This window comes from Vogesella alkaliphila (assembly GCF_014652475.1).
Classification (GTDB): domain Bacteria; phylum Pseudomonadota; class Gammaproteobacteria; order Burkholderiales; family Chromobacteriaceae; genus Vogesella; species Vogesella alkaliphila.
The window spans coordinates 1-20,574 of the sequence record NZ_BMYW01000008.1 but is presented as its reverse complement, the minus strand read 5'-3'; the positions used below and the strand labels follow the sequence as shown (position 1 = coordinate 20,574).

Annotated in this window: 18 protein-coding genes; 1 reads left to right on the top strand and 17 read right to left on the bottom strand. The window is 65.1% G+C overall.

From position 1 onward, the window contains the following. Positions 1-213: 213 nt before the first annotated feature. The gene (sstT, locus tag IE100_RS12040) at positions 214-1,464 is read left to right on the top strand and encodes a serine/threonine transporter SstT (protein WP_189374522.1); all 1,251 of its coding nucleotides are present in this window, start codon (positions 214-216) and stop codon (positions 1,462-1,464) included. A gap of 239 nt (positions 1,465-1,703) precedes the next feature. Here sstT and IE100_RS12035 read toward each other — a convergent pair whose 3' ends face one another. The 17 genes from IE100_RS12035 to IE100_RS11955 all read right to left on the bottom strand — a co-directional run. Further along, on the bottom strand, positions 1,704-2,339 hold the full coding sequence (locus IE100_RS12035) for a LysE family translocator (protein WP_189374521.1): 636 nt from the start codon (positions 2,337-2,339) through the stop codon (positions 1,704-1,706). Between the two features lie 130 nt (positions 2,340-2,469). After that, positions 2,470-3,048 carry an NAD(P)H-dependent oxidoreductase gene (locus tag IE100_RS12030; RefSeq protein WP_189374519.1) on the bottom strand — a complete coding sequence of 193 codons (579 nt, stop codon included), beginning with the start codon at positions 3,046-3,048 and terminating at the stop codon, positions 2,470-2,472. 60 nt (positions 3,049-3,108) lie between these two features. Then, complete coding sequence (locus tag IE100_RS12025; protein WP_189374517.1) at positions 3,109-3,477, bottom strand: MerR family transcriptional regulator; 369 nt, start codon at positions 3,475-3,477, stop codon at positions 3,109-3,111. 81 nt (positions 3,478-3,558) lie between these two features. Next, complete coding sequence (gene ridA / locus IE100_RS12020; RefSeq protein WP_189354722.1) at positions 3,559-3,945, bottom strand: deaminase RidA; 387 nt, start codon at positions 3,943-3,945, stop codon at positions 3,559-3,561. Continuing rightward, positions 3,945-5,198 (bottom strand): radical SAM family heme chaperone HemW, encoded by a 1,254-nt coding sequence (gene hemW / locus IE100_RS12015; RefSeq protein ID WP_189374516.1) that lies wholly within the window; start codon positions 5,196-5,198, stop codon positions 3,945-3,947. Before hemW ends, ridA begins: the two co-directional genes overlap by 1 nt. Continuing rightward, on the bottom strand, positions 5,195-5,791 hold the full coding sequence (gene rdgB, locus IE100_RS12010) for an RdgB/HAM1 family non-canonical purine NTP pyrophosphatase (RefSeq protein WP_189354726.1): 597 nt from the start codon (positions 5,789-5,791) through the stop codon (positions 5,195-5,197). The genes hemW and rdgB overlap by 4 nt, the downstream gene beginning before the upstream one ends. Positions 5,792-5,932: 141 nt before the next feature. Next, positions 5,933-6,919 (bottom strand): tRNA dihydrouridine(20/20a) synthase DusA, encoded by a 987-nt coding sequence (gene dusA, locus IE100_RS12005; RefSeq protein WP_189374514.1) that lies wholly within the window; start codon positions 6,917-6,919, stop codon positions 5,933-5,935. A 116-nt stretch (positions 6,920-7,035) separates the two neighbouring features. Further along, entirely contained in the window at positions 7,036-8,121 is a 1,086-nt protein-coding gene (gene tssA / locus IE100_RS12000; protein WP_189374512.1) for a type VI secretion system protein TssA, read from the bottom strand. A 33-nt stretch (positions 8,122-8,154) separates the two neighbouring features. Next, the gene (locus IE100_RS11995; RefSeq protein ID WP_189374510.1) at positions 8,155-8,418 is read right to left on the bottom strand and encodes a PAAR domain-containing protein; all 264 of its coding nucleotides are present in this window, start codon (positions 8,416-8,418) and stop codon (positions 8,155-8,157) included. Between the two features lie 12 nt (positions 8,419-8,430). Next, the gene (locus tag IE100_RS11990) at positions 8,431-9,825 is read right to left on the bottom strand and encodes a hypothetical protein (protein ID WP_189374508.1); all 1,395 of its coding nucleotides are present in this window, start codon (positions 9,823-9,825) and stop codon (positions 8,431-8,433) included. Positions 9,826-9,838: 13 nt separating this feature from the next. Next, on the bottom strand, positions 9,839-12,463 hold the full coding sequence (gene tssH, locus IE100_RS11985) for a type VI secretion system ATPase TssH (protein WP_189374507.1): 2,625 nt from the start codon (positions 12,461-12,463) through the stop codon (positions 9,839-9,841). Positions 12,464-12,507: 44 nt separating this feature from the next. Then, positions 12,508-13,527, bottom strand: a complete 1,020-nt coding sequence (tssG, locus tag IE100_RS11980) for a type VI secretion system baseplate subunit TssG (RefSeq protein WP_189374505.1) — start codon at positions 13,525-13,527, stop codon at positions 12,508-12,510. Next, positions 13,491-15,347, bottom strand: coding sequence for a type VI secretion system baseplate subunit TssF (tssF, locus tag IE100_RS11975; protein ID WP_189374503.1), 1,857 nt, complete (start codon positions 15,345-15,347; stop codon positions 13,491-13,493). The genes tssG and tssF overlap by 37 nt, the downstream gene beginning before the upstream one ends. 177 nt (positions 15,348-15,524) lie before the next feature. After that, entirely contained in the window at positions 15,525-16,688 is a 1,164-nt protein-coding gene (locus IE100_RS11970; protein WP_189374502.1) for a DUF6708 domain-containing protein, read from the bottom strand. Position 16,689: 1 nt separating this feature from the next. Continuing rightward, complete coding sequence (locus IE100_RS11965) at positions 16,690-19,272, bottom strand: T6SS effector BTH_I2691 family protein (protein ID WP_189374501.1); 2,583 nt, start codon at positions 19,270-19,272, stop codon at positions 16,690-16,692. Continuing rightward, positions 19,269-20,216, bottom strand: coding sequence for a DUF4123 domain-containing protein (locus tag IE100_RS11960; protein ID WP_229800364.1), 948 nt, complete (start codon positions 20,214-20,216; stop codon positions 19,269-19,271). Before IE100_RS11960 ends, IE100_RS11965 begins: the two co-directional genes overlap by 4 nt. Positions 20,217-20,233: 17 nt before the next feature. Further along, on the bottom strand, positions 20,234-20,574 hold a 341-nt coding region (locus IE100_RS11955), incomplete at its 5' end, for a DUF2345 domain-containing protein (protein ID WP_189374499.1).

Below are 20,574 nucleotides of genomic sequence, written 5' to 3'. Positions count from 1 at the left end.
ACTGGATTTTTTCTGCAGGGAAAAGTTTGTTACACTGCGCACCGTTACGCCGATGTGCCTGTTTTTCATGGCATTTCGCAACACCCCTGCGCGACGGGCTCCACCCCGCCGCGACAAGGTTGGCCGCAAGCGCCCGCCCCATGACAGCAGAATCTGCCGCCGTGCCGGCTGTTGCCGCATTAGCAACTCATAACTATCTTGATTAGGGAATTTATGCAGCAGAATCCTTCGATTATCAGCAGGATCATGAACGGCAGCATCGTGCTGCAGATCCTGATCGGCATGCTGGCCGGTATTGCGGTCGCCAGTTTCTCCCCCGACACCGCCAAGTCGCTGACCTTCCTCGGCAGCCTGTTCGTCAAGGGCCTGAAGGCCGTGGCCCCGGTGCTGGTCTTCGTGCTGGTAGCCAGCGCCATCGCCAGCAAGAAGCAGGGCGTGCAGACCAATATGCGCCCGGTGCTGACCCTGTACCTGCTGGGCACCTTCCTGGCGGCCGTAACCGGCGTCGTGGCCAGCTTTGCCTTCCCGACCCAGCTCACGCTGGTGGCCGCCGCCGGCGGCACCACCCCGCCCAGCGGCATCGGCCAGGTATTGAACAATCTGGTGTTCCAGATCGTGGACAACCCGATCAACGCCATCGCCACCGGTAACTACATCGGCATCCTGACCTGGGCCGTGGCGCTGGGCATGGCGCTGCACCACGCCAGCGACAGCACCAAGACCCTGCTGAACGAGCTGGCCGACGGCGTATCGCGCATCGTGGGCGTGATCATCCGCTTTGCCCCGGTCGGCGTGTTCGGCCTGGTCGCAGAAGCCGTGGCCACCACCGGCCTGTCGTCGCTGCTGGGCTACAGCCAGCTGCTGCTGGTACTGGTCGGCGCCATGCTGTTCATCGCGCTGGTGGTCAACCCGCTGATCGTCGGCCTGACCCTGCGCCGCAACCCGTTCCCGCTGGTCTTCACCTGCCTGCGCGAAAGCGGCGTCACCGCCTTCTTCACCCGCAGCTCGGCGGCCAACATCCCGGTCAACATGAACCTGTGCAAGAAGCTGGGCCTGAATGAAGACACCTACTCGGTGTCGATCCCGCTGGGCGCCACCATCAACATGGCCGGTGCCGCCATCACCATCTCGGTGCTGAGCCTGGCCGCGGTGCACACCCTGGGCATCACCGTGGACCTGCCGACGGCGCTGCTGCTGTCGGTGCTGTCCACCGTCGCCGCCTGCGGCGCGTCCGGCGTGGCCGGTGGCTCGCTGCTGCTGATCCCGATGGCGTGCAGCCTGTTCGGCATCGGCAACGACGTCGCGATGCAGGTGGTCGCCGTCGGCTTCATCATCGGCGTGGTGCAGGATTCCGCCGAAACCGCACTGAACAGCTCCACCGACGTGCTGTTCACCGCCACCGCCTGCATGGCCGCAGGTGACGTGGAAGAAACCGCACCGCAACTGGCGCGCCAGAACGGCTAAGCGTTTAAGGATTGCAGCAAGGACAAAGCCCGCTCGGATGAGCGGGCTTTTTTGTGGCCGGAAGCGGGCCTGACCGCATCGATATGCCACGGCCTCCTGGACTTGACGATGCTCAGCACCGGCCGGCACAAACGGCCGAACCCGACCGCTTTGGCACGCCACCGCGCCGGAGCGCCGCGGCCGTCGGCAAGAAAGGCACCGTGCGGTGCCTTTCTTATTGCGGCCAACCTTGACCGCCCTCAGCGCGGCAGCGGCCGCTCCAGCAGCAACAGCCGCAGGGCCAGCCCCAGCAGCACCGTCGCCAGTGCCCAGCGCTGCCAGGATGCCGCGCGCGGATGACGCTGCAGCAAACGCCCGAGCTGGCCGCTGCAGCTGCCCAGCACGCTGTTGAACAGCAGCGCCACCAGCGACAGCACCGTGCCCAGCAGCGTCAGCTGCAGCACGATGTCGCCGCGGCCGGCATCGACAAACTGCGGCAGGAACACCATGAAGAACAGCAGCGCCTTCGGATTGAGCAGGCTGCCCAGCAGCGCCATGCGGAACACCCGTCCCAGCGGAGCCCGCTCGTGCGCACCGAGGCGGACGATGCCGGGCTGACGCCATGCCTGCCACGCCAGCCACAACAGGTACAGTGCACCGCCCAGCCGCAGCAGGTCGAACATCGGCGCCCACGCCGCCAGCAGCGCGGTGACACCGCTGGCGGTGAGCAGCGTCAGCACCAGGTCGGCGGCGGCAATGCCCAGCGCCGCGGCCAGCCCGCCCCTCGGCCCCAGTGCCATGCCGTGCGACAGCACGAAGGCCATGTTCGGCCCCGGCGACAACATCAATACCAGCACCGCCAGCAGAAACAGCGATAACGTCGACCACGCAACCATGAGCCACCCTCCCCTTCGTCATTGATCACGGTCCCACGCTAGCGCAACGCCGCTGGCGGCAACAGGCCGGTTTGGCAAAAAGAGAATTCTGCGCCGCAACGGCGGACAAGGCTTGCGGCCAACCTTGTGCTCAGCCGCGGGCGGCCAGTTGCGCCACCTGCTCCAGCCAGCGCGCCTGTTGCGTGCCGCTGCTGCCGCGCACCGGTGCCAGCGCGGTGATGCGTACCGGCGCAAAGCCGCAAAAGCCGAGAATGGTGCGTTTCAGCTGGCGGAACAGCGGCTGGCCGTACACCCAGCGGTAGTACCAGCCGGGGGTATCCATGGTGACGATCACCTCGGCGCGGCGACCGCGCAGCAGCTTGTCCCACCACACCGAATCCTGGCGGTAGCGGTAGGCCCAGCCGGACAGGAACACGCGGTCGAACATGCCCTTCAGCAGCGCCGGCATGCCGCCCCACCACAGCGGCAACACCAGCACCAGCTGCTGCGCGTCGGCAATCGCCTGCTGCAGCCGTTGCAGATCCGGCTCCAGCGGCTGCGGCTGGCGGTAGCCGTGGCGCAGCACCGGATCGAACTGCAGCTCGCCGAGGCAGAACAGGCTGACCTCGCGCCCGGCCGCGCGCGCACTCTCCACATAACGGCGCGCCAGCGCCCCGCACAGACTGTCGGCATCGGGATGCCCCAGTATCACCACCCATCGTTCAGACATCGTCACTCCCCTTTCATGCCATCACGATAAACCCTGCCCCGCAGGGCAGAGTCAAGCCGCTCAGGCAGCAGGACACGCGACGTCGGACTGCAGACAGTGCTCGATCTCGGCCAGCACCGTCGCCAGCCTGGCGCGCTGTGCCGCCAGCCTCGCCTGCTCGGCGGCGACCTCGGCATCGCGCGCCCGTACCCGCTGCGCCACGGCCGGCCAGTCGATGCTGCCATCGGCACGGCGCAGGCCCCGCAATTGCGCCAGCGACAAGCCCACCGCCTGCGCCTGGCGGATCAGCTGCACGAAGGCGACATCCTGTTCCGTATAGCAACGGTAGGCGCCGCGACGGGCGATCGGTCCCAGCAGGCCGATGGCCTCGTAGTGGCGGATCGCCTTGGCGCTGGCGCCGCTGTGCTGCATCACCTGTCCGATCTTCATGCCGTTTCTCCTTGTCTGGCCACCCGGCCATGCAAAAAGCGGCCCGCAGGCCGCTTTTGTTCAACTTCCGGATACCGGCAATTACTCGCCCAGCACCATGATCGCGTCGGCTTCCACCTGCACGCCCTTGGGCAGGCTGGCCACGCCGATGGCGGCGCGCGCCGGGAACGGCTGGCTCATGTACTGACCCATGATCTCGTTGAAGGTGCCGAAGTTGGACAGGTCGGTCAGGAAGGCATTCAGCTTCACGATCTGGTCCAGCGAGCCGCCGGCGGCTTCGCACACCGCTTTCAGGTTCTTGAACATCTGGTGGGTTTCCGCGGCAAAGCCGCCTTCCACCACGGTCATGGTCACCGGGTCCAGCGGGATCTGGCCGGACAGGTACACGGTGTTGCCGGCCTTGACCGCTTGCGAGTAGGCGCCGATCGCTGCCGGGGCCTTGTCGGTATGGATGATTTCTTTGGCCATCAATTTTCTCCTTCGTCGTGCAGGAACAGGGTTAACAGGTCGTTGAGGAAGCGCTGGCCCTTCAAGGTTGGCCGCAGATGGGTGAGATCGTGTTCGATCAGCCCCTCCGCCTGCGCTTGCCGCAATTGGGATTGGATACAGGATACCGGCAAACCGGTGCGTTCGCTGAACAGTCTGGTCTCGAAGCCGCCGGTCAGGCGCAGGGTGTTCATCATGAACTCGAACGGCAGCTCCTTGCGGCCAACCTTGTGGCGACTCTGCACCGGGTTGCCGTCGGCGATGGCCTGCAGATAGGCGGCCGGCTGCTTGTAGCGCATCTCGCGCACCACGCCCTCGTGCGAGCTGATCTTGCCGTGCGCGCCGGCGCCGATGCCGACGTAGTCGCCGAACTGCCAGTAGTTGACGTTGTGGCGGGCAAAGCGGCCGGGCTGGCCGAAGGCGGAGGTCTCGTAGTGCACGTAACCGGCGCCTTCCAGCCGCGCCTCGATCGCCTCCTGCATGTCGGCGGAGATGTCGTCGTCCGGCAGGTTGGCCGGCAGCTGCACCGCGAACAGCGTGTTCGGCTCGATGGTGAGGTGGTAGGCGGAGATGTGCGTAACGCCAAAGGCGATGGCGGTGTCGATGTCGGCCAGCGCCTCGGCCAGCGTCTGGTTCGGCAGCGCGTACATCAGGTCGAGGTTCACGTTGTCGAAGTGCGTCAGCGCGATCTCCACCGCGCGGCGCGCTTCAATACCGTCGTGGATGCGGCCCAGCGCCTTCAGCTGGCGCGGATCGAAGCTCTGGATGCCGATCGACAGCCGGTTGATGCCGGCAGCGCGATAGCCCTTGAAGCGCTCGCTCTCGAAGGTGCCGGGATTGGCCTCCATGGTGATCTCGGCGTCCGGGTGGATGCGCGCGCGCGCGCGCAGGCCGGCCAGCAGCGCGTCCATCGCCTCCGGCGAGAACAGGCTGGGCGTGCCGCCGCCCATGAAGATGGTGGTGATCGGACGCCCCCAGATCGCCGGCAGGCTGTACTCGAAGTCGCGCAGCAACGCCTCGACGTAGGCCATCTCGTCGAAGCCGGCTCCAACGCGGCTGCGGCCAACGTTGGCCGCATCGGCAATGGCAATCGCCCCGGGCACCGGCTTGAACTCGTGCGAGTTGAAGTCGCAGTACGGGCACTTCTTCACGCACCACGGGAAGTGGATGTACAGCGACAGTGGCGGCAATTCCTTCAGCCCGCCCTTCAGCGCCGACAGGTCGATGACGCTCATGCCAGCTGCGCCTGCAGTTTCGCCAGCAGCGCCTGCATCGCCTGGCCGCGGTGGCTGATGCCGTTCTTCACCCCCGCCGGCAGGTCGGCAACGGTACAGCCGTGGCTGGGCAGCCAGAAGTGTGGATCGTAGCCGAAGCCGCCGTTGCCGGATGGCGTGTCCACCACCTCGCCGTACCAGGCGCCATCGACCACCAGCGGCTGCGGATCGTCGGCGTGGCGCACCAGCACCAGCACGCAGTAGTAGTAGGCGCGGCGGTTGGCCTTGCCCTGCAGCTTTTCCACCAGCCTGGCGTTGTTGCGCTCGTCCGATTTCGGCTCGCCGGCGAAACGCGCCGACAGCACGCCGGGCTTGCCGCCCAGCGCTTCGACGCAGATGCCGGAGTCGTCGGCCAGTGCCGGCAGCCCGGTCATGTGGCTGGCGTGGCGCGCCTTTTCCAGCGCGTTTTCGAGGAAGGTGTAGTGCGGCTCCGCGCACTCCGGCACGTTGAGGCGGCCCTGCGGAATCACCTCGATGCCCAGCGGCGCCAGCAGGGCGGCGAACTCTTTCAGCTTGCCGGCGTTGTTGCTGGCCAGTACCAGTTTGTCGATCATGCTTTGCTCCGACGGCGCCTGGCGCGGCCAACCTTGCGGCCGCCGGCACCAGGCGCCTGAAAACCAAAAAGCCCGGCGAAGCGGGCGTGGGGGTGTCCGGCGTATCTTAACAAGGAATACGGGCCAGGACGGCGTGACCGTTCAACCTTGCGTCGCCAGCAGCGCGCGGATGAACAGGCCCTCGTCGGCGCCGTGCAGCTCCTTGCTGTCGGACAGCATGCGCCGCCACTGCCGCGCGCCCTTCTGCCCCTGGAACAGCCCCAGCACGTGGCGCGCGATGTGGCGCACATTGCTGCCGTCCTGCAGTCGCGCCGCGACATAGGGCAGCAGCGCCTCCACCACCTTGCCGCGCGACAGCGGGCGGCTGTCGGCGCCGTAGAACAGCGCGTCCCACTCCGCCATCAGGTAGGGGTTGTGATAGGCCTCGCGCCCCACCATCACGCCGTCGACGTGCTGCAGGTGGGCGGCGATTTCCTCGTTGCTCTTGATGCCGCCGTTGATCAGGATCTCCAGATCCGGCCGCTCCTGCTTCAGGCGGTACACGTACTCGTACTTCAGCGGCGGAATCTCGCGGTTTTCCTTGGGGCTCAGGCCCTTCAGGATGGCGTTGCGCGCGTGCACGATGAAGGTGTGACAGCCGGCGTCGGCGACCACATCGACAAAGGCGCGCATCGCGTCGTAGCTGTCGATGTCGTTGATGCCGATGCGGTGCTTGACGGTGATGTCGATGTCGACCGCGTCGCGCATCGCCTTCACGCAGTCGGCCACCAGTTGCGGCTCGGCCATCAGGCAGGCGCCGAACGCGCCCTTCTGCACCCGCTCCGACGGACAGCCGACGTTGAGGTTGACCTCATCGTAGCCCCACTCTGCGGCCAACCTGGCGCACTGCGCCAGGTCCTGCGGCTCGGAGCCGCCCAGCTGCAGCGCGATCGGGTGTTCGGCGTCGTGGTAGCGCAGATGGCGCGGCACATCACCGTGCAGCAGCGCCCCGGTGGTCACCATCTCGGTGTACAGCCAGGTGTTCTTGGTAATCAGCCGCGCAAAATAGCGGTAGTGGCGATCGGTCCAGTCCAGCATGGGGGCCACGGACAGGCGGCGCGGGGGTAAGGCGGAGGGTGCTACGGTCATCGAAACTGGCGGCAGGCTGCGCTAAGCATTTGAAAAGAAGGTGGATTATCCGCATGTCCCCTGCTGCGGTCAACCACGTTGGCCGCAGCAGGCTTCCGGCAGACCACTGCAGCCACTCAGCCCTGACGCACGTCCAGCAGCTCCTGCAGCTGGTGCAGGGTGGAGTCATCCTTCACCACGTGCTGCAGCCATTCTTCCAGGCTCATTTCCGCCCAGCGTGCGGCGCGCTCCGCCAGCAGCGATACCGGGCTGTGCGGCTCGTTGTGGCGGAAGTAGCGCGCCACTTCGGTGAGCATCTGCACCGCCTGCTGGCGGTTGGCGATGCTGCCGTCAAAGGCGATGGCCGGCGCGGTGAGCGGCGGCGGGGTCATGGCGGCTGGGGACGGACTCACGGGCTTCTTCTCCTCGGTTACGGTAGCGGCGGGCGGTGGATTGCCGGCCGGGCCGCCACCCAGCTGCTGGCGATAGCGCAGCACCAGGTCCTGGCAGGCGTAGATGGCGTTGCGCAGCTCGGCCAGGCTGGGGGCCTGCTCGCCAAAGCGCAGCACGATGGCCTCATCCAGCGCCTCGTAGGCCTGCAGCACTGCCACCAGTTGCTCCATGCACTGCTGGAACCAGGCGGCGCCCGACTGCTGTGCGGCCTTGTCGAAGATGTCGCCGGCCAGCTTGCCTTCGGCAATGGCTGCCTCGCGCGCGTCCGGGTTCTTCAGCCCCAGGTTCTCCACCTCGCGCGACTGCTGCCATTGCAGCCAGCTGTAGCCGCCGAACTCCGGGCGAATCAGCGGTAGCTCGCGTATCGCCAGCCCCAGCTGCAGATTGAGCCATTCCAGCTTGCCAAGCCGCTCGTCCAGGTCGTGCGGGTCCAACTCCGGGTAGCCGCTGTCCCAGTACTGCTGCAGCCAGCCGCCCAGCGCCGCCAGCGCCAGCTGCAGGCCGGCGAGCCCGCCCACCTTCACCTGCGCCTCGGCATACCACACCAGCAGCTGCAGATCCTTGCTGTGCCCGCTCAGTGCCTGTTCGCACAGTTTCACTACCTTGGGCCACTCGGCCAGTTTCAGCGTCTGTTCCCAGTCGCCCTGCGCCAGCGACGGGTCATCGCTGCGGCGCGCTTCGCGGATCTGGTCGAACAGCGCCGAATAGCTCATGTCCTCGCCAGCCGCATGCGGCCCCGCGATCGGGGCCAGAAGTTGTTCCAGAGTCATGTCGTTTACCTGATTGTTCACTACGGTGGCGGGCTAGCCCTTGCCCACCTCGGGCATGGTGGAGATCAACACTGCGCCGCAGCTGACCTTGTGGCCTTCCAGCGCCACCGGTTTGCCGCCCACCAGCCAGCTACCGTCGCCTTCGACGATGGTGCAGTTGACGTGGCCCTGCTGCGGGCAGGTCACCTTGTCGCCCAGCAGGGCCACCTGCTTGCCGAACAGTGTGGTGGTGGATGCGGCGCTGACCACCTGGCCACCGTGGCTGGTGGGGTCACCGAGTCGAATCACGCGTTTCATGTGCTGCTCCTGTCAGGCTGGCCGCGCCAGGGACAGCGCGGCGTGGTCGGGTTGAAACTGTGCCAGCACCGCCGGGGCCGCCAGGCGCGCGCAGTGGGTGACGGCCAGCGCGGTGAGCAGCGCCGGCGCGGCGGCGCCGACATCGCCCCATTCGCGCACCAGGTTGCTGCCCTCGTCCACCGGGTGCAGGGCGATCTGGTGGCGGGTGAGGTTGCTGCCGATGGCAGCCAGCCGTGTGCCGCCGACATCGACATCGCCGCCGTTGTGCACCAGCCAGGCCACGCTGTCGGCCTGGTTGCGCTGCGGCTCGGCGTCCTCGGCACTGAACGGAAAATCCAGCAGCGCAGCATTCACCAGTGCGTTGTCCAGCAGCGGTTGCAGCTGGCGGGTGAGCTGCAGCGTGCCCTGCTGGCGCAGCTCGCCCTGGCCGGACTGCGCCAGGCAGGCCAGCACCGGCAATGCGGCCAACCCTTGCTGCGCGCCGGCCGGCACCCTGCCCCAGCCGGCGCTGGCAGCCGCCGGATCGCGCTCCCAGTACGGCTGGTAGGGGTCGGTGGCGGCCTGCGCATCGCTGGCCGGCGCACTCAGGCCATCGCGCAGGAACAGCAGCACCACCACCGCCGCCCCCGGCATGCCCTGCTCGCGCCATTGCTGGCGTGTGGCGGCATCGCTGTCTTCGTCCGGCTCCCAGCCGGCGCGCGGCGCGTCCAGTGCCAGCAGTACCGCCCCCGGCAGCTCCGGGTCCTGCGCCAGGAACTGCTGCACGCGGTCGGCCAGCGTGCCGCTACCGGGCAGGAAGCGGCAGTCGCTGGTTGGTTGCGGCGCATCGCTCTGCCAGGCCTGCTGCTGCCATTGGCGGATGCGGGCCAGCTGCTCGATGCCGGACTGCTGCGGCAGCACTTCCAGCAGCAGCGGCAGCGCGGCGGCGCCCGGCAGTTCCTCGTACAGCGCCTGCAGCCCGGCTTGCGCCGCGTCCTGCAGGCAATCCAGCGTCTCGCCTGCTTCCAGTTCGTCTGCCATTAGCATCTCCCAGGCGCAGCCTGCCGGCAGCTCGGCCAGCCAGGCCGGCTCGTCGCGCTGCGGCAGCGCCTGTACCCACAGCCAGCGGCAGGGCAGCGCCTGCTGGCGGCTGCGCAGCTCGGCCTGGTGACGCGCGCGCGCCTCGTCGCGGCGCGACTGCTGCTCGGCGACCTCGGCATCGGCCTGTGCCTGGGCGGCAGCCTGCTCGCGCCGCGCCTGACGCGATCGCCAGAGCTGCACCAGCGCGGTGAACAGGATCGGCGGCAGCAGGTGCAGCAGCAGCATGACGGTGGGGCTGAGCTGCTGCCAGGGCACTGGTATCAGCAGCCACAGCGCCGACCACCACAGCAGGGTGGACAGCCCCAGCAGGGTCAGTAGTTTCAGCATGCGGCCCGCCCTCCTAGCTCACGCGCACCTTGAGCGCCTCGCCCTTCAGCGCCACGACGATCTTCTTCACCGGCTTGCCGCTGGCCATGCGCGCCAGCAGGTCGCTGGAGATCTGCGCCAGCAGGGTGCGGGTGAGGATGGCGTCGGCGTTGCGCGCGCCGCTGTCCACGTCCAGGCAGCGCGCGGCCATGGCGGCGGCCAGCTCGTCCGGAAACTCCACCTGCGCGCCATGGTTGCTGGCGATGCGCTGGCGGATGCGCTCCAGCTTCAGCTGCACGATGGCGTGCAGCACGTCGTCGCTGATCGGGAAGTAAGGCACGATGTCCAGGCGGCCGAGGAAGGCCGGCTTGAACACCTGCTGCAAGGTTGGCCGCAGCACTTCCACCAGGTCTTCGGCGCCGGGGGCGCGGGTTTCGCCCTCCACCGTCACGCCGTGTTCGCAGGCGCGCATCACCAGCTCGGTGCCGGCGTTGGAGGTGAGCAGGATGATGGTGTTCTTGAAGTCCACCTCGCGGCCTTCGCTGTCTTCCAGCACGCCCTTGTCGAATACCTGGAAGAACAGCTCCAGCACGTCCGGGTGCGCTTTTTCCACCTCGTCCAGCAGCACCACGGAGTAAGGCTTGCGTCGCACCGCCTCGGTGAGCACGCCGCCCTCGCCGTAGCCGACATAGCCCGGTGGCGAGCCTTTCAGCCCGGACACGCTGTGCGCCTCCTGGTATTCCGACATATTGATGGTGACCAGATTGCGCTCGCCGCCGTACAGCGCCTCGGCCAGCGCCAGCGCGGTTTCGGTCTTGCCCACGCCGGACGGTCCCACCAGCAGGAACACGCCCTTGGGCTTGCCCGGGTCTTCCAGCCCGGCCTTGGCGATCTGCACCCGCTCGGCGATCTGCCGCAGCGCGTGGTCCTGGCCGATCACCCGCTCGCCCAGCAGGCGCGCCAGTTGCTGTACCTGCGCCAGCTCGTTGCTGACCATGCGTCCCAGCGGGATGCCGGTCCAGCCGGAAATCACGTCGGCAATCACGCTTTCGTCCACGCATTCGAAGGCCAGCGGCTGCGTCTGCTGCAGTTCGCGCAGCTCGCGGCGCTTGTGCTGCAGCGGCGACGGCTTGCGGCTCTTGCCGGCCTTGGCCGGCGCCGGCTGCTGGCGGGTGGCGTCGATCTCGGCCACCAGCTGCTGCTGCGCCTGCCAGGCGGCATTCAGCTGCGCCAGGTCGTCGTGCAGCTGCGCGCGGCGGCTTTCCAGTTCACCGATGCGTTCGCCGTGGCCGTCCTCGCGCTGCAGCGCGGCGATTTCGCGCTCCACATTGGCGATCAGCACCGCCACGTCTTCGATAGGGCCCGGCTTGCCGGCACGCGACAGCGCCACGCGGGCGCAGGCGGTATCCAGCACGCTGATGGCCTTGTCCGGCAGCTGGCGGCCGGTGATGTAGCGGCTGGACAGGTGCACTGCCGCTGCCACCGCCTCTTCCAGAATCTCCACCTGGTGGTGTTCCGCCATGGCCTGCGCCAGGCCGCGCACCATCTGCACCGCGATCTCCGGTGCCGGTTCTTCCACCTTCACCACCTGGAAGCGGCGTGCCAGCGCGGCGTCCTTCTCGAAGTACTTCTTGTATTCCGCCCAGGTGGTGGCGGCGATGGTGCGCAGCTCGCCGCGCGCCAGCGCCGGCTTGAGCAGGTTGGCCGCATCGTTCTGCCCGGCGGCGCCGCCGGCGCCGATCAGGGTGTGCGCTTCGTCGATGAACAGGATGATGGGTACCGGGCTGGCCTTCACCTCGTCGATGACCTGGCGCAGGCGGTTCTCGAACTCGCCCTTGACGCTGGCGCCGGCCTGCAGCAGGCCCAGGTCCAGCGTGCGCAGTGCCACGCCGGCCAGTACCGACGGCACTTCGCCATGCACGATCTTGCGCGCCAGCCCCTCCACCACCGCGGTCTTGCCCACGCCGGGCTCGCCGGTGAGGATGGGGTTGTTCTGCCGGCGGCGCATCAGGATGTCTATCATCTGGCGGATTTCGGCCTCGCGCCCCAGCACCGGGTCGATCTTGCCGGCCCGCGCCTGGGCGGTGAGGTCGATGGTGTACTTGTCCAGCGCGGCGCCGCCACGCGCGACCTTGGGCGCCTCGGCCGCGCCAGGGTTGGCCGCAGGCGCCGCGGCAGCGGCACTCTCGCCACCGTGCCGGCGCAGCGCGGCGTAGGCCGGCAGCAGGCGGCCGGCATCCAGCTGCAGCAGCGCCGGGCAGCCGTTTTGCACCGCCGGGCGCAGGCTGTCGTCACGCAGCAGCGCCAGCAGCAGGTCCAGCGTGGACACGCTGTCCTGGCCGAATTCCGCGCTGGCCAGCAGCCAGGCTTTTTCCAGCCACTTGGGCAGCCAGGCGGACAGCACCGGGTTGCGGCTGTTACCGCTGCGGAAACCGTCCAGCTCCCGCTCCAGCCCCTGTTGCAAGGCGGGCAGATCGGCACCGGCCGCCAGCAACGCGGCGATGGCGGCGTTGTCGTTCTGGTCGAGCATGGTCAGCAGCACATGCTCGATCTCGATGTCGAAATGGGTGCGCGCCAGCGCACGGCTGGCCGCCTGCTCCACGCTTTGTCGCGCCAGCGGGGTCAGGCGCTCGATCAGGGATTTCAAGGGTACTGACATGATGTTTTCATCCAGGTAGATAAAGAATAAGGAGCGACTGCCGCTCAGTGCAGCAGTGCGTAGCGCACGTCGTCCGGGTCCTGCGCCTGCGGCCCCAGCCAGCTGCTGGCACCCAGCCGGAGCGGCATGGCGGCATCCAGCCGGGCCGGCGGCACGTCGCGTTTGTCCAGCACCAGGCAGACATCCACCGCCAGCTGATGCCCGACGGCAAACTGCAGCAGTGCCTGCAGGGCACGGGCGCCGTCCCCCCCCGGCAACAGCGCATCGAATTGCGCACGGCGCAGGCTGCCCAGCCGCAGCTGCAAGCGTGTCTGGCGATCCCACTGCCGCTCGCCGGAAAACAACGAGACGCCCAGCTCACAGGACTGCCCCCCCAACTGGCTTTGTTCGGCCAGCGGCACCGCCAGCCACTGGCCGGCAAACTGCTGCAACTGGGCACGGGTGGCGAACAGCCCTTCCACCAGCGTTTGCAGCGTCTGCGCCGACAGCGGCTTCTGGCTCAGCAAGCCGGCGTAATAAATGAATACGCGCTCGTCCAGCAGACCGTCCCTGCTCGCCTGGCCACGCAGCTGGTTGAGGCCGATTCCGGCCAGATCCAGCAGGTTGCGGCCAAAGCCGTCCTGTTCACCCGCCTCTTCGGCCAGCCAGAAGCGGTACTTGCGCCAGGCACCGTAGAACAGGGCGATGGCACGATGGCTGAACAAGTCCAAGAAGGCGTGCAGGGTGCTATCGCGGTATTGCTGCCGCCGCTCCAGCAGCAACTCGGTATACGAGGTCGGCAACACGCCGCTGGGGCCGGTCAGCCCCATGAAACTCACGGTCATCTCGGCCGGCGAGCTCGCCTCGCCCTCCTGCCGGGGGCGGTACTGCACCAGCTCGCTAGCCGGAAACGACAGGCTGGCCAGGGTACGAAAGCGCAGTTGCGACGGCAGCGTGCGCCGTGTCCGGCGCGTGCCCTCGCACAGCCCCAGAATGCGCACCGCCTGGAAAAAGCCGAACTGGCTGGCGTCCTGCGCCAGTACCTGCCTCAGATCACGAGGGCTTCGCCGGCTCGGGCTGGCCATGTCGCTACCTCCTCGTCTCGTTGCACGGTCTTCACCCGCAGGCGGGTAAAGCTGTTGGGCGCGCAGTACAGCGCAAAGAAACGCTCCAGCACCGAGGCAAACAGATAGACGCTGCCGCCGACGTAATAATCGGCATCCAGCGTCAGCGTGATTTCGGTACCGCGCACGAAGCCGGCGAAGTGGCGGCCGTTGACGCGCTGCACCGCCGGTTGGCTGCCGATGCCGACAATGCCCTGGATCTGGCGCACGTTGGCCGCAGCCTCGCCCAGGTTGTACAGGGTCAGCATTTCCTGCAGCGCCTCACGCCCGGCCTCGACAATCGACATGTAGTTGAGCGACAGGTGCGAGATCAGGCGCCACTGCAGCGCCCGCCCCAGCGGACTGCGCTGGCTGGCACCCGGCTTGCGCAACAGGCGCACACGCTTCACCACCGAATGCCCCGGCAACTGGAAATCGGTACGCTGGGTCGCCTGGCTGCCACCGAACGGAATCTGTTCCGGCAGATCGCGGTTGCTGCACAGCAGCGTCAGGCTCAGCACCTCGCCCGCCGGCCGTACCGCGTCGAACTGCAGATCCACCAGCTGCAATGCCATGTCGGTCCCGCGGTCGCCCTGGCGCACCGACGGCTCGCGCGTGGCATGCCAGTAGAAACGGGGCGCTTGCCCGCTACCGTGGCGCGTGGCGTAGAACGGCAGCACCTCTTCGCTGCTCTCGCCATCGCCGGACTTCTCCACCCGCACCACCTTGCGAATCTGCACCACCTCGTAAGCCTGCTGCTTGCGCGCATCGGTGACGACCGGATAGCTGGCTTTCTGGTGGGTGACGCGAATCGGCTCGCCCGGCTGCACAAACAGGTTGATCAGCGGCGTGCAGCCCAGCTTCAGGTGTGCCGGCTGCAACTGGCTTTGCAGGCGGTGATGGCGCTCGCTGTCCGGGTAGCTGCGCAGGTGCAGCCGCAGTTGCAGGGTGTCGCCCGTCAGGCGTGCCGCCAGCGGGGCCAGGTTCAGCAGATCGACAAACAGGAACTTGTCCGGGTAGCTGAAGTACTCCGACAGCAGCCGGTAGCCCATGAACGAGCGCTCGTCGTACTCCAGCATGCCCTCGTCACGGCCGAACCCCACCGCCTGCAGACTGTCGGCGGCCAACGTGCGCGTGCACGCCGGGTCCTCGCTGCCGTCCCCTACCTGCACCCGCAACACATTGGACAGCAACATCTCGTACAGCAGGTGCATCAAGGCCGGCTCGCCGTCCAGGAAAAAACGCAGCGACTGCAGATCGATGGCATTCAATGCCACCCCGCCCTGGGTCTGCAGCTTCAGCGTCAGCACCGCCGCCGCATCCGGCGCCAGGCTACGCAGGTAAGGCGAGCCGCTGGTCAGTTCCAGCCGGGCTTCCTGCAGCTGCAGCGGATACAGGTCCACCGGGTAGACGCTGCGGAACTTGCAGTTCACCCCCTGGATGGCCGGCGCCAGCACCTGCTGCCCGCGCTCGATGCGGTAGCACTTGCCGATCTCCGGCCGCTGCGCATCGCACTCGAACTGCACCACGGTGGCCGCCGGCATCGGCTGCAGGTAGTGCGGGTACATCACGTCCAGGAAGCTGGTGGCCACCTCCGGGTAGTCGTCATCCAGCTTCTTGTGCACCCGCGCCGTCAGGAAGGCAAACGCCTCGATCAGTCGCTCGGTATGCGGGTCTTCGCACTGGTCGCCTTCCAGCTGCAGCCGGCCGGCGATCTTGGGGTAACGGTGGGCGAACTCGCCAGACAGCTCGCGCAGATGGCCGAGCTCGCGTTCGTAATAGGGGAGGAGGGATTCGAGCATGTCAGGTATTCCGGGTTACAGGATGACGCTCCAGTTCATGGCGGCGGGTGCAGGCAAGCTGCCGCTCCAGATAGTTGGCAATGGCCATCAGAGCGCTGGTAACTTGCAGCTGACAGGCCACGGCCAGGGTTGGCCGCCGCGGCAGTAGCCAGTGACAGGAACGGCGCAAGCTCATGGCTACAGCCACCCCAGTTGCTGCAGCGGCAAACACCAGTCCAGATCGTGTTGCCAGGCGTAGTGCAACCACAGCCCCGCCGCGGTATACAGCGGCGGCAGCAGGTTGTAGCCCAGCAGCGCCAGCAGGGAACGGGCTTCGGATTCATGACTGGCCACACGGATGGCCTTGGGGAAACGCGGCTCGTAGCACAGCAGCAAGGAGGCGTAGTGGCCCAGCCCCCAGATCACGAACACCGGAGTCAGCACCAGCCGCAGCCACAGAAAGCTGCGCCCCAGGTCGAAACCGCCAGGCAGGCTGAGCCGCGACACTGTCCACATGCTGGCCAGCGGGTTGGGCCACTTGCTGCGCCGGCGGCGGGGTTCCGGCACCGCGTCCGGACCATCTTCCATGAAGCGGCGGATGTACTCCCAGAACGACAGCAGATGCTGGTAATCACGGCAGGCATTGCCGACGAAGGCGCCATCCGCAGTAATCTGGCTATGCGGGTTCACGCCATCTCTGGTGATAGCCCCGATAACCAACATCCCTCCCACGCCTTCGTGGTTGGGCATGTCCTTTGGCAGTGCCGCATCGATCTCGTCCCAGTTATACGCAGTCACGCCCCCCAGAAAGGTTGGCCGCAGGAAATACATTTGCCGGGTCTCGCGATTGAAACGCACCACAAGCCGGCGCATGGTGAAAGCTTCAAGGCGCCAGATTTTGGCTAGATAGCGAAAAAAAACAAAGGTGAGTGGTAATAAAATGACGAGACCAATCATCATCACGAAAGCATATTCCACATCTAGTGGATCACCATTCGGTGCTTGCCCAGTAGTGAGAATGGAGTGCCATTGTGAAATATCGCCATACCACCAAGGGATCAAGCCATACAACAATGCCCCCATCACCATCGTCAATAGACCGCGCTTGTCATCATTGTAAGTACAGATATCCAGATAACTCGCTGTCTTACAGTAGATAGCGTAATTGTCGTCCACCTTTTCTGCTCGGCTCTCGTGGATATCCACATCCTTGACATCACCGCCGGAACTGACTCTGCTAGCAAGGCTTTTCTTTTTATTAGCAGCAAGCTTATCAGCAACATTTTTCTGAAATTTATCCTGCCATGAGCCTGGCTTATGGCGCATACGATTCAAAGCCACAGTCCATTCCAGATAGTACATTTCAGCTTACCTCCAGCACTGCAGCATCCAAGGCTGCCATTTCTTCTTTGGCCCTGCCAAACCCGGCAGTGCTTCGATCCTTGCGCAAACAAGATTTGTCGCACCAACTTTCCAACGCATCATCACTGAACATCCAAATGGCAATCGTCAATCCAATACCGGCAACCGTGAATAAACGAGCGCCACGCAATAGCAACAATGCAATACGCTCTGTAGCTAAAAATGCACTTACCTCGGTTGCCGCAGTCAGAATGACCTTTGCAAATTCACCCTTACTTCTGACCAGTAACCATTCAAAAAACGGCCCCGCCGCCCCGATGGCAATGCCCGCACCGACCAGAGCGCCGGAGATAGAAACGATCCCTCTCAGTTGATAAGCGCGGGATAAGCTAGTCCTTCGCCCACCTGCCTTTGCCATCTCATCCGTCGCACTATCAAAATCCACCAGTCCGCCAATAATCCCCCCAACCGCCCCCAGCGCCCCGGCACTGAGCTTGAGTGCCCCGAGTCCGACATGGCCGTTGCCGACCAGCGCGTGATTGCCGCTTTTGGCCATCCTCTCGCAAATGCCACCGGTCAACTCCAGCAGCACCGCCCCCATGCCAAGACTGGCAGCGGTGAGTTCCCATACGGCTTTCTGGCCGGGCGATTCCTTCAGGGAGTTGCTTTTCAACAGCAGGTTGGCCATTTCCAGTACCGCCACCACTGCGCCAAAACGCAGCCCGTTGAAGTCGTTTCCCTTGCTGGCATCGGTAAGCAGCTTGTTGACCTGGTTACGCATGGCTTTGCTGACTGCGTATGTCTTGCTGTTGAACGCTTGCGGCGAGGGGTAGGCAGCCTCCAGGTCCTTGTTCAGAATCTTGCCCAGCGACAATTTGAGCAGGGCATGCAGCACATTGGAGCGCGCTATTTGTCCATCGATGAATTTCCCGCCGGGCAGGTTGGCCAGCAGCGCATGCCCGCCCTGCACCAGCAGCATGCTGATACCGCCCAGATGAGAAACACTGACTATCCCGCTGTTCTGGGCGCCATGGGCAATGGCATTGGCCAGATCATTCAGCTTGGCCCATAGGTCGCTCACGCCTTTCAGGGCTTCCTGCCATTTGCCAGCGGCATCCGCGATGCCGCCAGACAAGCCTCCTGCTGCAACAAACTCTTCCATGGCCTTTTTCTGGTTCAGCAGCATGCTATTGAGCAGTAGGGTGGCTGGCTTGAGGCGGCTTGCATCCAGCTGCTGGTTAAGCCACGCCTGCCCGCTCAGGCAGCTGTTGAAGCCATTGATGCACATGCCGGTCTGGCCCGCGCTGGCTACGCCGCTTTCCAGGTGGTTGTCGTCATACAGCGCCAGCGTGTTGTGCAACAGCGCATCGTTCAGCCATTGCAGCTGGTCACGGGCACGCTGCTCGTTGAGCGCATCACAGGCCTGCGCCACCAGCTGAAAGCCCTGCGCCACTCCCTGGTACATCGCTTTTGGCTGCAACCGTTTGGCATATTTACCCCAGGCGGCGTCGCCGATACGTTTGGCGTTCTGCTTGCGCCACTCCGCCCGCTTGCGCTCGTACTCGGCACGGTTTTTATAGATGGCATCCGGTGGGGTGCCCCGCAGGTCCGGCATGCTGTATGGATGTTTCTTGGCTTCGGTGGCCAGATCTTCCAGCGACACGCCTAGCTTGGGTTCGCGCTGGCTGATGGCCCCCTGTTTGATCAGCTGTTCAGCATTGTCCACCGCGGCAATGATGGCCATCAGCTGCTCGTTCCTGTACGTGCCATAGAACGGCGTTGAGCTTTCCATCAGCTTGCTTAGCCGATTAATGGATGCACTACGCCAGTTGTTCAGTTCCTGCACGATGCCCAAGGGGTCATGCAGAACGATGGCAAGCCCTTTCTTGTTGAGCAGCTCAGTTTGCAGGTTTTGTAAGCGCCCGGTGTAGGGATAGGGCTGGTTCTTCACCAGGCTGACGTCCTGCCCAAAAAACGGATGAAGGTGGCCATTGAAGCGTGGAGCCAGCTTGCGGCCATCACCTTTCAGCGAGCGGAATTCCGCCACGGTAGCCGACAGCTCGGCAGGCTGCATGGCATGAGTTTGCGCCACCGCCTTGGCCTGGAAGCTTTGCAGCATGCCATGAAGCTTGCTGTCGGTTTCGATCTTGAGCAGGGCGGCCTTAGTCAACGGATCAGGCAGGAAGAGCACTTTCAGCTCGGAGACATCCTCGGCCTTTTCGACGCTGATCAGTGATGCGTTGACACCATGGGTTTCCGGATTGCAGCTGAACACCGGCGGCGATACCGCTTCCCCTAGCGAAATTCTGGCGATGTATCCCTGGCTGTTTACCGCCCAGGCACTATCCCACTTCAGCTTGCCTTTTCGCTTTGCCATGACATAAAGGTAGCCATGCCGCAACATGCGCACGGTATAGGCGGCCGCCCCCAGTTTCTTGTCGGCCACCCCCTGCCCCAAGTTGCCACTCAATTCGGCAAACTCGGCGTGTCCTGCATCGCTAGCGACCACTGCGTAGCGCAAAGGCAGCAGCAACAGCCCTTGTTTGCCACAGAACTTGTTTTTGCACGGCGTTGGCTCGCTCACGCAACCACTCCTCTTGTTTTATCTGCAGATGGCCAGCGAATTGGCTTGGCCCAGAACTCCCCCCCGGCAAACAGCAACCACTCCGTCAGGGAGGGCGAGCGATCCTGCTGGTATTGCTGCAGTTCTGCCGCCACCTCCGGGTAACGCTCGCTGCAGTCGTCCCCCAGCAGCAGCCAGAGCAAGGCACAGCCCACCATATCGTCCTGGCTGGCAACCCAGGGCAGCGCAGCAGCTTGCCGCAGCAGCGTGCATATCTGGACAAAGTCAGGTAGTTCATCCAATGCAACGGCCATTGGATACAGTTCATGCAAACCATTCAGGCACCGCAACAAGTGGTGGTACGGCGCAGCCAGATTCAGCTCCTGCCAGTCTTCAGGAGCCAGTACCAAGTGGCCACTCCGTAGCCACTGGCTGTCGTGACGAGCGCACCGGTACTTACCGGAAAAATCCGCGTACCACCAGGCATCCATCGGGCCCAGCAGCTGATTGCGTTTTACCGCCGGCAAGCGCTCATCCAGCAACCGGGTTACCCGCGGGTCGTAATAGCGCAGGTGGTGCATCTGGCCATCCGGGTAAGGCTGTGCAAACAGGCGGCGCAAGTGCTGCTGTACTTGTTCTGCCGGTTGTGTCGAATACAACCAGCCAGCCACCATGGCATTGCCACCACGGATCAGGGATTGCCGGATGCCATCTGTGCCCAGCTGCGCCCAGAAATGCTTTTGTTCCACTGTCATGCCCGGCAAAACAGACAAGTCGATCAGCAGGGGGGCACGCTCCGGCTCGTGAGCAAAAAATGCGTCCTCAAGCACGACTGCAACTCCTGCCGGTACGCTCTGGATGCCCTCCTCTGCCTCCAGCGGGTTGCATTGGGTGCGATCCAGCAGCAAGTACCAGCCGTGGGCCATGGGGGCAAATACTTCTGCCGGTAGTGCAGACAGGTTCATACTGACTCGCGACTCCATCAGAACGGGTATGGCGTGCTTGCCGCACCGGCATGGGCAGCATCCGCAGCCTGAAAGCTACAGGGCTGCGGTGGTTTGAAAGAGGGAAATGGCACGGCCATACTCGCCGGCCCACTCCAGTCGTGGCTGCCGCCCTTGAAGCTCACCTTGCCCGGCGCGTGCAGTTCGATCTTGCCGTCCTTGATGCGGATGTAAGCGCCGCTGCAGGTCAGCAGCACCTCTTTCTTGCCGTTGAACAGCTGGCTGGCACTCAGGCTGCTGATGGCCACGTCCTTGTCTGCCGTCAGCTCCATCGCGTCGCTCTGCGCCTGCAGCTGCACCTTGCCCTTGGCGGCGATCA